The 13,643-nt window shown below is 40.0% G+C and carries 21 protein-coding genes and 2 pseudogenes; 11 read left to right on the top strand and 12 right to left on the bottom strand.

The window, feature by feature from the left end; genetic code table 11:
- The first annotated feature begins 186 nt into the window (after nt 1–186).
- Nucleotides 187–480, top strand: coding sequence for a hypothetical protein (locus H6G76_RS29995; protein ID WP_190709141.1), 294 nt, complete (start codon nt 187–189; stop codon nt 478–480).
- A gap of 122 nt (nt 481–602) precedes the next feature.
- On the opposite strand, the gene H6G76_RS29990 is transcribed toward H6G76_RS29995, so the two are convergent.
- Genes H6G76_RS29990 through H6G76_RS29975 form a run of 5 tightly spaced genes read right to left on the bottom strand, consistent with a single transcriptional unit; the run spans nt 603 to nt 2,569 of the window.
- Nucleotides 603–1,235, bottom strand: a complete 633-nt coding sequence (locus tag H6G76_RS29990) for a tyrosine-type recombinase/integrase (protein ID WP_190709140.1) — start codon at nt 1,233–1,235, stop codon at nt 603–605.
- Nucleotides 1,236–1,275: 40 nt separating this feature from the next.
- Nucleotides 1,276–1,500: a hypothetical protein gene (locus H6G76_RS29985; protein ID WP_190709139.1), complete on the bottom strand. Its 225-nt coding sequence runs from the start codon at nt 1,498–1,500 to the stop codon at nt 1,276–1,278.
- Between the two features lie 17 nt (nt 1,501–1,517).
- On the bottom strand, nt 1,518–1,859 hold the full coding sequence (locus H6G76_RS37880; protein WP_242063043.1) for a plasmid pRiA4b ORF-3 family protein: 342 nt from the start codon (nt 1,857–1,859) through the stop codon (nt 1,518–1,520).
- A gap of 19 nt (nt 1,860–1,878) precedes the next feature.
- The gene (locus tag H6G76_RS37875; RefSeq protein ID WP_277883141.1) at nt 1,879–2,112 is read right to left on the bottom strand and encodes an IS1096 element passenger TnpR family protein; all 234 of its coding nucleotides are present in this window, start codon (nt 2,110–2,112) and stop codon (nt 1,879–1,881) included.
- Nucleotides 2,078–2,569, bottom strand: a complete 492-nt coding sequence (locus H6G76_RS29975) for an MOSC domain-containing protein (RefSeq protein ID WP_190709138.1) — start codon at nt 2,567–2,569, stop codon at nt 2,078–2,080. Before H6G76_RS29975 ends, H6G76_RS37875 begins: the two co-directional genes overlap by 35 nt.
- Before the next feature lie 95 nt (nt 2,570–2,664).
- On the opposite strand from H6G76_RS29975, the gene H6G76_RS29970 reads away from it, so the two are divergent.
- Nucleotides 2,665–3,180 carry an NUDIX domain-containing protein gene (locus tag H6G76_RS29970; protein WP_190709137.1) on the top strand — a complete coding sequence of 172 codons (516 nt, stop codon included), beginning with the start codon at nt 2,665–2,667 and terminating at the stop codon, nt 3,178–3,180.
- Nucleotides 3,181–3,798: 618 nt separating this feature from the next.
- On the opposite strand, the gene H6G76_RS29965 is transcribed toward H6G76_RS29970, so the two are convergent.
- Nucleotides 3,799–4,440 carry a helix-turn-helix transcriptional regulator gene (locus H6G76_RS29965; RefSeq protein ID WP_242056576.1) on the bottom strand — a complete coding sequence of 214 codons (642 nt, stop codon included), beginning with the start codon at nt 4,438–4,440 and terminating at the stop codon, nt 3,799–3,801.
- Between the two features lie 328 nt (nt 4,441–4,768).
- On the opposite strand from H6G76_RS29965, the gene H6G76_RS29960 reads away from it, so the two are divergent.
- On the top strand, nt 4,769–5,227 hold the full coding sequence (locus H6G76_RS29960) for a GNAT family N-acetyltransferase (protein WP_190709135.1): 459 nt from the start codon (nt 4,769–4,771) through the stop codon (nt 5,225–5,227).
- Between the two features lie 79 nt (nt 5,228–5,306).
- On the opposite strand, the gene H6G76_RS38145 is transcribed toward H6G76_RS29960, so the two are convergent.
- Nucleotides 5,307–5,411, bottom strand: a complete 105-nt coding sequence (locus H6G76_RS38145) for an FAD-dependent oxidoreductase (RefSeq protein WP_313934855.1) — start codon at nt 5,409–5,411, stop codon at nt 5,307–5,309.
- 544 nt (nt 5,412–5,955) lie between these two features.
- On the opposite strand from H6G76_RS38145, the gene H6G76_RS29950 reads away from it, so the two are divergent.
- The 3 genes from H6G76_RS29950 to H6G76_RS29940 all read left to right on the top strand — a co-directional run bounded on the left by H6G76_RS29950 (nt 5,956) and on the right by H6G76_RS29940 (nt 8,223).
- Nucleotides 5,956–6,108 carry a hypothetical protein gene (locus H6G76_RS29950; protein ID WP_190709133.1) on the top strand — a complete coding sequence of 51 codons (153 nt, stop codon included), beginning with the start codon at nt 5,956–5,958 and terminating at the stop codon, nt 6,106–6,108.
- 158 nt (nt 6,109–6,266) lie between these two features.
- Complete coding sequence (locus H6G76_RS29945; RefSeq protein ID WP_190709130.1) at nt 6,267–7,718, top strand: integrin alpha; 1,452 nt, start codon at nt 6,267–6,269, stop codon at nt 7,716–7,718.
- A 286-nt stretch (nt 7,719–8,004) separates the two neighbouring features.
- Nucleotides 8,005–8,223: a hypothetical protein gene (locus tag H6G76_RS29940; protein WP_190709128.1), complete on the top strand. Its 219-nt coding sequence runs from the start codon at nt 8,005–8,007 to the stop codon at nt 8,221–8,223.
- A 7-nt stretch (nt 8,224–8,230) separates the two neighbouring features.
- Here H6G76_RS29940 and H6G76_RS29935 read toward each other — a convergent pair whose 3' ends face one another.
- Complete coding sequence (locus H6G76_RS29935) at nt 8,231–8,551, bottom strand: transposase (protein WP_190709127.1); 321 nt, start codon at nt 8,549–8,551, stop codon at nt 8,231–8,233.
- Here H6G76_RS29935 and H6G76_RS29930 point away from each other — a divergent pair.
- On the top strand, nt 8,550–9,011 hold the full coding sequence (locus tag H6G76_RS29930) for a transposase (RefSeq protein ID WP_190709151.1): 462 nt from the start codon (nt 8,550–8,552) through the stop codon (nt 9,009–9,011). The two genes, H6G76_RS29935 and H6G76_RS29930, sit on opposite strands and share 2 nt — an antisense overlap.
- A gap of 143 nt (nt 9,012–9,154) precedes the next feature.
- Here H6G76_RS29930 and H6G76_RS29925 read toward each other — a convergent pair whose 3' ends face one another.
- The 4 genes and pseudogenes from H6G76_RS29925 to H6G76_RS29910 form a co-directional block, all read right to left on the bottom strand.
- Nucleotides 9,155–10,090: an NAD(P)-dependent oxidoreductase gene (locus tag H6G76_RS29925; RefSeq protein ID WP_190709125.1), complete on the bottom strand. Its 936-nt coding sequence runs from the start codon at nt 10,088–10,090 to the stop codon at nt 9,155–9,157.
- A 154-nt stretch (nt 10,091–10,244) separates the two neighbouring features.
- The gene (locus H6G76_RS29920; RefSeq protein WP_190709123.1) at nt 10,245–10,700 is read right to left on the bottom strand and encodes a DoxX family protein; all 456 of its coding nucleotides are present in this window, start codon (nt 10,698–10,700) and stop codon (nt 10,245–10,247) included.
- A gap of 32 nt (nt 10,701–10,732) precedes the next feature.
- Nucleotides 10,733–10,903 carry a VOC family protein gene (locus tag H6G76_RS29915; protein ID WP_242056574.1) on the bottom strand — a complete coding sequence of 57 codons (171 nt, stop codon included), beginning with the start codon at nt 10,901–10,903 and terminating at the stop codon, nt 10,733–10,735.
- 7 nt (nt 10,904–10,910) lie between these two features.
- A pseudogene (locus tag H6G76_RS29910) lies at nt 10,911–11,216 on the bottom strand (cation transporter); the annotation flags it as partial.
- A gap of 359 nt (nt 11,217–11,575) precedes the next feature.
- Here H6G76_RS29910 and H6G76_RS29905 point away from each other — a divergent pair.
- The 4 genes and pseudogenes from H6G76_RS29905 to H6G76_RS29895 form a co-directional block, all read left to right on the top strand.
- Nucleotides 11,576–12,091 carry a DMT family transporter gene (locus tag H6G76_RS29905; RefSeq protein WP_190709121.1) on the top strand — a complete coding sequence of 172 codons (516 nt, stop codon included), beginning with the start codon at nt 11,576–11,578 and terminating at the stop codon, nt 12,089–12,091.
- A gap of 24 nt (nt 12,092–12,115) precedes the next feature.
- Nucleotides 12,116–12,577 (top strand): DMT family transporter, encoded by a 462-nt coding sequence (locus tag H6G76_RS29900; protein ID WP_016863695.1) that lies wholly within the window; start codon nt 12,116–12,118, stop codon nt 12,575–12,577.
- Between the two features lie 66 nt (nt 12,578–12,643).
- Nucleotides 12,644–12,742: a phytochelatin synthase family protein gene (locus H6G76_RS37390; protein WP_242056573.1), complete on the top strand. Its 99-nt coding sequence runs from the start codon at nt 12,644–12,646 to the stop codon at nt 12,740–12,742.
- Nucleotides 12,736–13,545, top strand: a pseudogene (locus H6G76_RS29895) (transposase); the annotation flags it as partial. The gene H6G76_RS37390 and the pseudogene H6G76_RS29895, both read left to right, overlap by 7 nt.
- Nucleotides 13,546–13,643: the final 98 nt, after the last annotated feature.

Genomic DNA, 13,643 nt, shown 5'->3' with positions numbered 1-13,643 from the left:
TTCTGTCTTCCTCTGGGGTCAGAATGATGCGTAATGGGGCAGGCATAACAACCTAATTTAGCAGTTTTTCTATCTTATAATTAATTCCACCCACCTACTTACAAACAGGAGCAAGCAACGACTCCCAAGGTGTATCGATGGTATTTATCTACATTTAAAAGATATAAAAGCGACGACGAGCCGCTAATGGAAGGGCTATACGAACTTCCTGCGGCGGATATAGGCAAAGGACTAACGGACGATTGGGTTTTGCTCAATCTCAATTACAGAAATTGCTTTGATGTTGACTATACACCCCAAGAGGGCGATAACCTTGTCATCCAAGATGCTCATAAGGAATGGGTTTATCTATCTTTTATTTTCCAAAATGGAGGCTGGGAAAGAGGACATTACGACCCATTTGATACTGTCCAAACTTTAACCATGAACGGAGAAGTAAAACAAGTAGGTTCTCTTTCAATCGGTTTCCCCTGCGAGTAGGACTATAATAGATCCGGAAACTTGTTGCAGATTTTTGCAGTAGCTGTTCGAGGGTAATATTTAGAGTTAAGTTACAAATGGGCAAATGCTTCGAGAGCGAAAAATTTTGGGGGAGATGGGCATTAATCATTCCAAAGACCTTGAAATTTAGTAGATGCAAGTTCGGTGTAACGAACTGTGTGCTGTATATTTTTATGTCCCAGGTAACTCTGAATTGTCCGAGTGTCAATACCTCGATTAGCCAAATAATAGCCCGTACTATGCCTTAGCATATGAGCATGGACTCTGAAAGGTAGACCAGCTAACTCACCAGCCCGTTCAACAATGCCGGCGATCGTATCATGTGCCAACGGGCCATGTTGAGAGGACTGGAAAACGTAGGGACTAGCAGGATAATCTCTTTGAAGCTTGCGGAGAGAACGAATTTCCTCAGAGTAAAGAGGATGAGTAGATGGAGTACCTTTTTTAACCCGCTTCACGTAAATTGTGCCACCATTCCAATCTATTTGTTCCCAGCGCAGAGATGCCACCTCTGCCACTCGCAATCCGTGACGATAGATTAACAAAATTAGGGTTGAGTCTCGATGAGCATGGCGACCCTTAAATTTTTTGATAGCTGACCGCATCAACTCAACTTCTTCTGGTAACAAATGTTCCTTAGTCCTAACCTCTGAGTATTTGTGAGAGTTAGGCGACTGACGCTCTCCTTTTTGAGTTTTACCAACTTTCGGTACTTGGAGGAGCTGCTTGACCATGACCCAAACTCCTAAAAAGCTTGGGGTATACGAGATGATTTTACCAACTTAGACACGAAAGTTGGTAAGCACAAAGACATAGATATAGAGCTATTTGTTGATTAACTATGCTGCGTTGTGTCTGAAGCAATAATTCTTTGCCTTGAGCTAGCGTTAGTCCTAAGTTTTCAGGCTGTAGATTACCCTTTTCAATTTGTAAAATTTCTTGAATTAATTGGGTTTCTCCTGATTCTGATTCAACAACTACTTGGATTTTAAATTTCACACTATCACCTTGAACAATTACATCAACTCCCTGACTCCGGTAGCGTATTTTAGTAGATTTTGGTTGACTTTCTGACGGTCGAAGCGGTTTTGATAAACCAATAGCCAAGTTAGTAGTTTGCTGGCTTCTTCTCTATCCATGTCAATCTTCTTGTTCTCCAACATTAAAGCAAAACGCTCTAATACGTCCCAAAGAAAAAACTCTTCCCTTGCTTTCATGAAGCCCCAAGGGCCGCCACAGTTCTCTGGGGGACAAACTCCCTTACCGTCAGTGCAGATTGGGTAAGTTTGGTTTGAATCTGGAGTAAGTATTGCTTCTACTCTAATTTGATGCCGCCACCAATAACGCCATGCACCCATTAATGGGCAAATACTGAAGTCATATTCGTATAAAAACTTTTCTTTCTCTCTCTCTCAACCCAAGGGACGAGAGTTTTACTTCACAGGCGCGATCGCTAAATACTGTTCCCCCTGGTTGGAGAATCCCGTACTGCTTACCGTGGATGATGAAATGATGGAGGTGAATATTTTCCCACCCCATTGCCAACTGAATCGTGTAATGCAAATCTTCTATTGTGCTATCGCTGCTGACTTTTATACGCCGCAAAATCATGGGGCTGATGCTCAACAGCACCACTTTCAATTGATATATGACTCTTTGCGTAGAATCCAACATTGAGCCATCTTATCGTGTTGTGTCCCTCATCTCCCCCGAAATTTTTCGCTCTCCAAATTGTACCTGAATTGATAACTACGCCTAAAATGCCTCTTTTAGCTTGAAGAATTTTTAAGGAATCAACCAAATGCGCTATCCGTTTGCATGGTTCGCAATGGAAAGTTAAACGAATAGCAGCCCCACTATCAAAACTTACGAGAGAACCAGGAGTGAAGTTTTCAGGTTGTATCCCGCTTATCAAAATATTCTCTCGTAGTTCTCCAGGTGGAATTCCCAAGTCTGAAATATCTTCATCTCTAACAACTAAAACTTGTCTAGGACTAATTGGGTTAGCATTAATGTCCCCTTCAATACCATGACCTTTTATTAAGCTGAATTCTTCAACTTGTTTCATTATTGACCTATGTTCTGGTTTAATATAAAGGTGTAAAACATAACCTTTTTTACTCAGCATATACTATTAAAAGTGAAGTAATTAATTTTTTGTTTATGATACACCAGGATGAAATACTCGACATCGTAAATGAAGATGATCAGGTTCTTGGGCAAAAGAAACGCTCGGAAATTTATAGTCAAGGATTATGTTGCTTTAGAGTGGTTAATGCTTTTGTGATTAATTCACTAGGTCAGCTATGGATACCTCGTCGTTCATCTAAAAAACAAATTTTTCCTCTTTGCCTTGATGTTAGTATGGGAGGTCATGTTGAAAGCGGAGAAAGTTATGAAGATGCTCTGCAACGGGAACTTAAGGAAGAATTGAATTTAGAGTTAAACAATGTTGTTTTTAGATTATTAGGATATTTAATGCCACATCAGCATCAGGTCTCTGCTTTTATGAAAGTTTATGAAATTAAATTAGATGATAATCCTGATTACAATAAAAATGATTTTGTTGAGAGTTTTTGGTTAGAGCCTGATGATTTGATAACTTGGTTGAACAATGGTGAGCCTGCAAAAAGTGACTTGCTTAAACTTGTGCAAATTTTTTATCAATGGGAAAGCTAAGGAAGCCTTATATTAACCAAAATCGATTAGTAAAAGTGACATTATTAACAAAATATTTGTGACTTTACTTGCAGTTTATTTACGTAATGGCTGCTATTGTAATAATTACTTCGGTCTATCAAGGCAGATAAATAATCCTTGTGTAGCATTTTTCATAGCACCCATGTCTCTTTCAAGAAATATGGGTGCTTTTATTAATTATGCAATCGGCTAGACAAACACCGTCACAACTTCATTACCCTTCACTTACCAAAAATCTGAGTACATAAGTTCTGGTTGTCTGCAAAGTCTTTACAATCTATCAAAATTAATGCGATAAACCACTAGATAAGAAATGATCAGCTATTACGCCTACAAACTGCACTATTGAAATTGTGAATAAATGACTTAAACTCTCTCCTCTGTTCCTAGCACCTCCCTGCGGTCTAAAGTGCGACAAATCAGTGATTAACAGCTTATTCTAGTTGCTTTCGGGTAGGATATAAACTGTAAGATTTTGACCAAAGAAACAAAAAGGGCAAGTTTAACTCAAGAATTTCCTTCGTCGCAGGAGTGCTAATTAACTGGATTTTCAAGCCATATTTTGAGCGTAATGATACGTTCGTAAAACTGGCAAAGTTAGGACTGAACAAATTTTCCATTGCGACCACATTCAAGGCGAATTTTTCCATCCCAGTTGCCGATGTGAGAACGTGCTTTTTCAAAGTCTTTGTGTGGTTGAAATCCTAAACTTTCGGCATATTCGCCAGCACTAAATATCATTCCTGCTGCAACTTCCAGCCCAATCTCTTGCCATTTTTGAGGAAATGGCTCAAATAGTAATTCTACAAATTCTTTGAATGCTCTCCTATCTAATGTACGTGGTGGTGTGGCATCTTTAATACCTAAGCACCAGACATCCAAAAGATAACTACAAACGGTGATTTGATTGTATCGAGATTCTCTGCTAATAACTACTAATCCTAAACCGCGCTCAATTCCATCATTGTTTTTTGCAGGTATAATTTTGGTCAACAGATTTTTGATGCTATTGTCTGGTGAGCTTTTCGGTAATAGCTGGAGCAGATTTTCACTTGCTAAACACTTGTATACAGGGTCTAATTCCCCTGAAGCTAATCTATCTAATGTAGTTTGCGCTCGCTGATTTTGAATTGCTGCATTAACTTCTGATACTTTAATTCCTAACTTTCGGGCTATTTGTTTGGGTGTTAAATTTAATGCCCGTAAAGCCCTAATTTCTTGTTGTTGTGTTTCTGCCATAAACTAAATACTTTTTACAAGCACCCTATGCAGTATATTAAATCAAATGTTGCTTTGATTAATCTGATTTTCCAAAGTTAATTAGATTTTGAGCATAGGAGTTTAAGAAACTAAACAACTTGTAAAAAAACTATCTCAATATACACTGTGAGTAGATAGTGAACAAAGCACAGTAGTATTTAGCGGCGTTTAGCCTAGTATGTAACATGGCAGAGGAGATAGTTGTGTTTTCGCCCTTTAGGGTGCTTATCGACCCCGCAGCAATTTTATTTTTCTCCCATAATTGGTGTAGTTCGCCGTTACGATTTTAAGAATCTAGAGGTGTATTGTGAATATTAACTATCGAAAAGCCGCTCTCTGCGATTTAACTCTTGTTTTGGAACTTGTTGAGGAATTTCATAAAACCGAAAGCTTACCATTTGATCAACATAGCGATCGCGATGTACTTATACAGTTTTTGAGTAATGACTTTTTTGGCCAAACATGGCTGATTATGCAAGCGGATGAAGTTATTGGCTATATTGTTTTGACGTTAGGGTACAGCCTAGAATATAAAGGTAGAGATGCTTTTATAGATGAATTTTATCTTCGTCCAAAGTATCGCGGACAAGGTATTGGTACGCAAACTTTGATGTTTGCAGAGGAGATTTGCCACAGTCTAGGAGTTCAAGCCCTTCATCTAGAGGTAGATTTTGAAAACCCAAAAGCCCAACGCCTTTATCATCGAATTGGTTATCAAAAACATGAGCGTTTTCTGATGACAAAGCTCCTGAATGGAAAAGTTTGAAGAAGAATTTAAATATGAATTAATTCTAGAGTAGAGCCGAAGTTTCTGAGTATATAACTCTAGCTTTAAATTCAATTTTTTACTTTAAAGCTAAAATTTGTTCTGCGGCTCGCTGTCCACTACGAATAGCTCCTTCCATATATCCACAATATTCAACCTCAGCCGTATGTTCTCCTGCAAAAATGACTTGTCCAGCAAAGTACGGTAACTCAGAACGCCAGCTTTCAAGTCACCAGGAGCAAAGTAGCAGTAATATCCCCGTTGTTGGGCTGCCAAAAATACAGTTTTTACCTGATACCTGATAGTTGACTTTACCCGTGCGGCAGAAAAAAATGTCATTTTACTGAATAATGCACCTAGTACTTTTAAACGACCATTGATTGTAGATCCAAAAACGACGAGTCAAATCTCCGTGTTATGTTCATATTTCATCAATATTTATATCTTTAGATAGATGCCTACACAATTTTGTAAAGATAGATATTTACGACAGGCTACGTTTACACAAAAACTTTACTTTGCACGTTATAAAGTTAACTATAACTTTACTATAATTACATTTAGCCTATTGACATTACTTACATCTTCATCAGAATATCTAAGTGTTTTAAAAGATATCAAAGTATTTTAAAGATTTAAAAGTCAAATTCTTTCACTAAGAGAATACTCAAAGACTGCTACTAAGATAATTTCTAATTAAATTTTTTAATTACTAATTATGAATTATTATGTGCAGTCAAATTTTAGATGGTAGCAATAGTGATCGCATTATCTACGACACTTTGAATGAGCGGTTATTCTACAAACCCGAAGCCTACCTGGTTGGGGAAGTAGCAGTCAATTGGCAGTTCTTAAATAGTGCAAGTTATCGAAGGGGATAAGGGGAAACTCTATCTCTTTGTCTCCCCCTCCAATTGTTCCTTATCTCTTCATTGACATCAATGTACATCTGTGTACTCCTCCTTGGAACATGGAACTTGAAGCTCAGAACCTTAAAGCCCACTCGCTGACTAAGAACAAATAAACCCAGGAGAAAATCATGACTAATTCATTCTTCAATCTCAGTGACCTGAATGGTAACAATGGCTTTTTGATTAACGGCATTGCAGCACTTACCTCTTCAGGCTCCTCAGTCAGCAATGCGGGGGACATCAACAACGATGGCATTGACGACCTGATTATTGGGGCAGAAGGTGCCTCCCCCAACGGCAAATCTCAGGCTGGGCAAAGTTATGTGGTCTTTGGGGGAAGGAATGTGGGCAGTGGCGGCATCCTCAACCTCTCTGATTTGAATGGCACTAATGGCTTTTTCATTAACGGCATTGCAGGAAATGACCGCTCAGGCTCCTCAGTCAGCAATGCGGGGGACATTAACAACGATGGCATTGACGACCTGATTATTGCGGCACAATATTATGCCTCCTCCAATGGCAAATCTCAGGCTGGGCAAAGTTATGTGGTCTTTGGGGGAAGGAATGTGGGCAGTGGCGGCACTCTCAACCTCTCTGATTTGAATGGCACTAATGGCTTTTTAATTAACGGCATTGCAGCAGAGGACTACTCAGGCTCCTCAGTCAGCAATGCAGGGGACATTAACAACGATGGCATTGACGACCTGATTATTGCGGCACGAGGTGCCTCCCCCAACGGCAACACTCGTGGTGTTGGGCAAAGCTATATAGTGTTTGGGGGGACGAATGTGGGCAGTGGCGGCACCCTCAACCTCTCTGATTTGAATGGCACTAATGGCTTTTTCATTAACGGCATTGCAGTAAATGACGACTCAGACTGGTCACTCAGCAATGCGGGGGACATCAATAATGATGGCATTGACGACCTGATTATTGGGGTACGAAGTGCCTCTCCCAACGGCAAAGAGAATGCAGGGCAAAGCTATGTAGTGTTTGGGGGGACGAATGTGGGCAGTGGCGGCACCCTCAACCTCTCTGATTTAAATGGCACTAATGGCTTTTTCATTAACGGCATTGCAGCAGATGACTACTCAGGCTGGTCAGTCAGCAATGCGGGGGACATCAACAACGATGGCATTGACGACCTGATTATTGGGACACCTGTTGCCGACCCCAACGGCAATTCTGATGCAGGGCAAAGCTATGTAGTGTTTGGGGGGACGAATCTGGACAGTGGCGGCATCCTCAACCTCTCTAATTTAAATGGCACTAATGGCTTTTTCATTAACGGCATAGCAAAAGATGACTACTCAGGCTCCTCAGTCAGCAATGCGGGGGACATCAACAACGATGGCATTGACGACCTGATTATTGGGGCAGCAGGTGCCTCCCCCAACGGTTATCAGAGTGGGCAAAGCTATGTAGTGTTTGGGGGAACGAATATTGCTAGTAGCAACACCTCTGTCAACCTGACTGGAACTCTTGGTGCAGATAACTTATTTGGTTCACCAAGCAACAATATCGCGGAGTTTGATTATATGCAAGTTAACTTGTCTTGCCATCAAAAAGCCAGCTATTAATTTTGGAGATTATATTTTCTTAACTTCTGAAACCCTTACTAGGTCAGGATATTGACGAAAAAAGAGGATAAATCATAAAACGCGGAAACCCCTGTTATTAAAGGATTCTTATACTTTAGATGCGTTTGCCCTGATTATTTCACCGCAAATATATCAACAACAAGTCCAAGATTAAAGTAATCAAATTACTTGAATTTCAAGTGCGAATATCAGATTTAATTAAAGATTAGAATAGAAGTAGAAGAAGTTACTGAATCAATCCCTTAAAGAAAAAGACATTATAACAATGTCCAAAATTAAATCAGTCAAAAAACGCAAGCAGAATAATTTCGATAGTCAATTTCAACAATTAACTATTGGGCAGTTTTACCGCCAGATGTCCCAAAAATATGGGGTTGGTTGCGTTGTCATTAATTATTTAGCTCATCCAAAAACAAGCAAATTACTGAAAGTGGCAAGCTACGCATTACCAACGAATCGGGAGCCACAGCCACCAATTGACTAATACCAATTTAATGTGAAGCTGCATAGAATAGAGCTTCCAGGATAAAGTTATAAGAAGAGACAGAAATTACCTGCTCAAATGTAAGTTGGTCAAATATTTCTTGGATGCGCTCGCGTAAAGTTTGTAAAGAAGAGAAAAGTTGATTTTTAAGTGGTTTTTTGAGAAGCTGCCAAAGCCGTTCGATGGGATTGAGTTCAGGAGACGAAGGTGGTTGAAATAATGGAATAATATTCTCCGGCCAACGAATCTTTGAACTGGTATGAGCAGGTGCTTGGTCAATCTGTAAAATAGCGTAATCGCTACCTAATTGCACAGATAGCCGCTTCATCTTAAATTGGTATAAGCCTATTGGCATCATACAATGGAAACGAGAAAATTTTTATTTATATGGATTGGTAGAACCATTAACTGGTGAGAATTTTATTTGGGAATTCTCTCATTTAAATGCAGCTTGTTTTCAGATTTTTCTAGAAAAATTCTCGGCTAATTATGCCCAAGATATACATATTATTCAGTTAGACAATGGTGCTTTTCATTTTAGTCAACATCTTCAGATACCAGAAAATATAATTTTGTTATTTCAACCCCCACATACACCGCAAGTTAATCCAATTGAGCGATTGTGGGAGGAAGTTAAAAGATATTTGGCGTGGGAAAGTTTTGGAACGTTGGATGAATTAAGACAATTTATCTGGAAGCGTTTGGAGAAATTAAACACATCAACTGTTGCTTCTATTACAGGGTGGGATTTTATTCTTGATGCTTTATTTGAATCAAATTTTTCGTGAATTGGTATAACATACTTACCAAACCTCGAATGAGATATGATTACTGATCTTATACTAAACTCTCCAGTAAACTGGAGAGTCAAGCATGAAAAATATCATTTTTGAAAAAACTGATCTCCTAATGATTTGGGCTTCTCTAGCTTTTACAAATTAAAAGCCAGAGTTTTATCCAGCCATTGGAGCGATCGCGGCTGAAAATTAATTTCCCGTTTAGCTTTAAGATTAGATGCACCTCGTAGTTGGGTGGCATAGTAAACTGCATCTGCTCCTTGAGTTTTGAGTGTATCTGCAACGGATACCTGCACAGGTGGTTTTGCGCCCAACCAATCAGCATAGGCAGATAGCCATACTCGCAGTTCTAAAGGGCGATCATCAACGATGTTGTAAATTCCGAGTTTACCTTGTTCAATAGCTGCAACAGTGGCAGCAGCAGCATCTTCAACGTGTATCCAAGACCACACCCCCTGTCCGTCACCGACAATGGGAAATTGCTGTTTTCGTACCATATTTGCCATATCCCCATCGCTGGCGTACCAAGTTCCTGTTCCGTAGAAGAGACCATAACGTAGGACAATGCCTTCCAAGGTATTTGCAGACAAAAGGCGATGTTCTATATCTGCATACATCCTTGTTCCTGCTGCTATGCCTGGGGTACTATCAAAAGCAAAAGGAGTTTCTTCATCAGCTAAACCTATACCTGGAGCATACCAGAAAGCACTGGACTGGAGAATGTAACGCCGGACTCCTGCTGCTTGAGCCGCTATTTGCAGGTTTGCTCCTCCTTCTCTGCGGGTGCGATGGTCTAGGGCAGTTGCAGCACTCATTGACTCAGGAGCATAGTTTTTGGGTAAAGCAGTGAGTAGGTCAATGACAACTTCAGGCTGAATACGGCTAAGGGTAGTATGAACAGCATCAGCATCAAAGATATCAATGATTTCGGATTTTGCTCCCTGCTGAGTAAGAAAATTGGCGTTTTGGGGAGAACGAGTCAGGCCAGTTACATCATATTCAGCTTGAATTAATTGTGTGACGAGTGGACGACCGATCGCACCGGTAGCTCCAGCAATTAATACTTTCATAGTCATCTCTGAATTAGAATGTGTTGAATTAAACGAGATGAAAAATTAATTTGTGATACCTAATTAATCTAAAGTTGTAGATAATAAGATATCAAGAATAATTAACCGCAGATAGACGCAGATGAGCGCAGATAAAGACGGATAGTTAAACCCATTAACGTGGTCGCCAAGCAATATTGCCAGAACCGTACTGAATGACCATTAGTAACCCACCGATGATGCACAGATTTTTCATGAACATGATCTGCTCAATTGGGTTAGTAAAGTTGCTATGAAAAATAAAGGTAGCGATGAAGGTGAATATAGCTAAAGCCGAAGCTCCTAAGCGTGCATAGAAACCCAGGAGTAAAGACAGTCCAGCCGAAATTTCTAGGGCGAGCGCTACTGGTAAAAATAGCCAGGTGAAAGGCATCCCATAGGCGGCCATATATGCTTGTGTATCAGCTGGGTGAAGAATTTTATTGAACCCTGACCACAAGAATAAGCTAGATAAAAGAATGCGGGCAATCAATGGCAAATAATTGCGAGTTGCATGAAGTCCGGTATTGTATGGTTTTTGTGGTTGTAAATTTGTGGCTTGGGTAGTCGAGCGCAGATGATCGCCTTTCATAAAAATTCTCCTATTATTTTCAAAAATGTGTGCTAAGTATTTCCCTGCTCCACCGTTATACCAATCTCTTGGCCGTAAGACAATTCCAACGTGTGACCATCTGGATCTCGCAAGAATACCCAATATCCGACCGGATACCCAGAATCTTTGGGTTCGTCAACCAGTACCCCCGCTTGACGAGCCTGATCACACAAAACATCCATTGCTTCAGCCCCCTACTGTTACTTTTTGTTGTAAATCACGGGATTCTTTCAGACGATATCTTTTCTCTTCATCATCTTCTCCCGCCATCAGATTTTGTTCTTGGAGGGGATAGGCAGAATAGCCTGCTGCATCTACTGCCTCTTGTATAGCTTGTAAATCTGTTTTTCTGGGGTCATAATCAACTCTTGCCTGTTCTGCCCCAAAATTCACACTACATTCATTTACACCAGGGACAGAACTAATCGCATCTTCAATACTTCTGGCGCAAGAAGCGCAACTCATACCGCGTAGTTTAAGTGTGGCATTCTCCATTTCAAAGCTCCAATTATCAAGTCGTGTTCAAGACTGATTTCATCTTGAATGCTCCAGTGAACTGGAGTGTCAAGGGGGTAGAAGAAAAAAATTGGAACTACGCAAAAAGTCCTTTCTCAACTAGCTTTGCAGCTATTTCCTATACATTAACTGAACTGGGGAAAAATTTCTGTTCAAGTCTCTTGACTCTCCACTGAACTAGATATTTGAAGATAAACTCCAGCAAACAATAACCAGCTTGATCTAAAGTTCGGAAAGCTTTTGGAATGCGCTATTGGCAAAATTTGCCTATGGTTATACCATTTCAGAGGTTCTGGCATAGTTCAGCGTCGGACTTGTAATTCACTGGACTAACAGCTATGAGCATCATCCATTTACCCTCAACAAAAACCACTGTTTCAAAATCTCCCACTGTTTCAACCTTAATTCGTCCCCCTTCACCTTCTCTGTTAATTGCTTTCTTTAATGGAGCCGTACTGCCTATTCAAGCAGCAATTAATGCTCAGTTAGCTCGGTCAATAGGTTCTTTCCCTCTAGCTGGAGATATTTCCTACTTCGTAGGCACTATAGTTCTCGTAAGTCTTCTATTAACTGGCAAATTCGGACGACCAAGTTGGTCTGCGTTACCCAAAGCACCTTGGTGGGCTTTTTGTGGCGGATTGGTGGGTGCTTGGTACATAACCTCAAGTGCATACTTGACAACTAACTTGGGAACTACACTCACAATTGCGTTGATTGTCAGTGGTCAATCTTTCATGGGTATGCTGGTAGATCATTTTGGATGGCTCTCAGTGCAGCCTCGTCGTCTCACGCCTAACCGACGCATTGCTGGAGCATTATTACTCTTAGCCGTTTTTTTTCTCACTTTGAAATAACAATTTTTAGTTTGGAGTATTAGTATGGAAATTTTGCTAGCGATCGCTGGTGCTGGTTCTGCTGGCGGACTGCTTGCTTATGGTAGTGCTGCTAATGTTCGATTAATGCAAGTAATTCGTTCTGCGATCGGTGCTGCTACTGTTAATTTCACTATTGGATTTACAACTTTAGCACTACTGATGGTGCTGGGAGTCATCGGCCCGCTATCCCTCAACCAATTGTCTCAAGCTCCTTGGTGGGCTTTCTTTGGCGGTGCTTTGGGAGCAACTTACGTAACGCTCAATACTCTCAGCATTCCTAAATTAGGTTTGACAAACACAACAATGGCTGTAGCATTTGGACAGATGCTGATGTCACTGATCATTGACCAGTTTGGTTTATTTGGGGTTATGAGTCATATCGTCAGTGCGCCCAGATTATTAGGAACTGGGCTTTTATTAGCCGCAGTTATACTTACACAATTGGATGCTAAAAACAACAGATAACTAACCAATGATATATCTGAATATCTGCAATAATTCAATCCATCATAGTTGAGATTTTCTTTGTTCATGGATACTGAAGGATTTTATCGTCGTCCCTTACCTCCTCCTAATATTTCTTTTGCTTCCCCTGATGGACGACAAATCTTTCAAGAAGCGATGAAGTGATATTAACATCTGAACTATTACTAATTAAAAAGATGATTAACTCACTATTCGAGCTAGTAGCTAACTTTATCCCTTTGACGTACTTGGTAGTAGATGGTCATTTTGGTAACAATAATGCTTTGCAAATGGCACGACAAGTTAACTTGCATATAATTTCCAAGTTGCGCCATGATTCAGCATTATACGTCCCTGATGAAAATCCTGACTCCAGTAAACGTTCTCGTCGTAAATACGGCGACAAGCTAGACTATCGTAATCTACCTGACAAATATTTATGTAAAAGTGTTATTGAGGATGAGATTCAAACTGATATTTATCAAGCCACTCTCCTTCACAAAGAATTTGCCCAGGCTATTAATGTAGTGATTTTGGTAAAAACCAATCTTAAAACTCATGCTCATAGTCATATAATTTTATTTTCCAGCAACCTAGACTTGACATTTGAGAAAATCATCGATTATTACAAACTACGTTTCCAAATCGAGTTTAATTTTCGGGATGCTAAACAATTTTGGGGGTTGGAAGATTTTATGAATCTGAGTCAAACTGCTGTAACTAATGCTGCTAATTTAGCATTCTTTATGGTTAATTTATCCCATCATCTTCTCGCTGATTTCCGTAAATATAATCCTGGTTCTGGCATTATTGCTCTGAAAGCTTATTACCGTGGTTTTCGATATGTCCGTGAAATGTTAAAAATACTTCCTCAAAAACCTGAGCCTATTTTTTTAGCGCAAATTTTTGCCAAGCTTACTTCCCTGGGACGTATTCATACCGTTTCCACAGGTATTGAACCCTCGTAAATTGGCTAAGGTATTGTTAACCGAACCGTATTGGTACAGTACCGACCGACAACCATCCGCCAAGTTTACCCATACTTGCCACTGCCTCAAATATGCGT

This window comes from Nostoc sp. FACHB-152, from assembly GCF_014697475.1.
Classification (GTDB): Bacteria; Cyanobacteriota; Cyanobacteriia; order Cyanobacteriales; family Nostocaceae; genus Nostoc_B.
The sequence above is the reverse complement of the archived record's forward strand: the minus strand, read 5'-3'. Positions and strand labels throughout refer to the sequence as shown.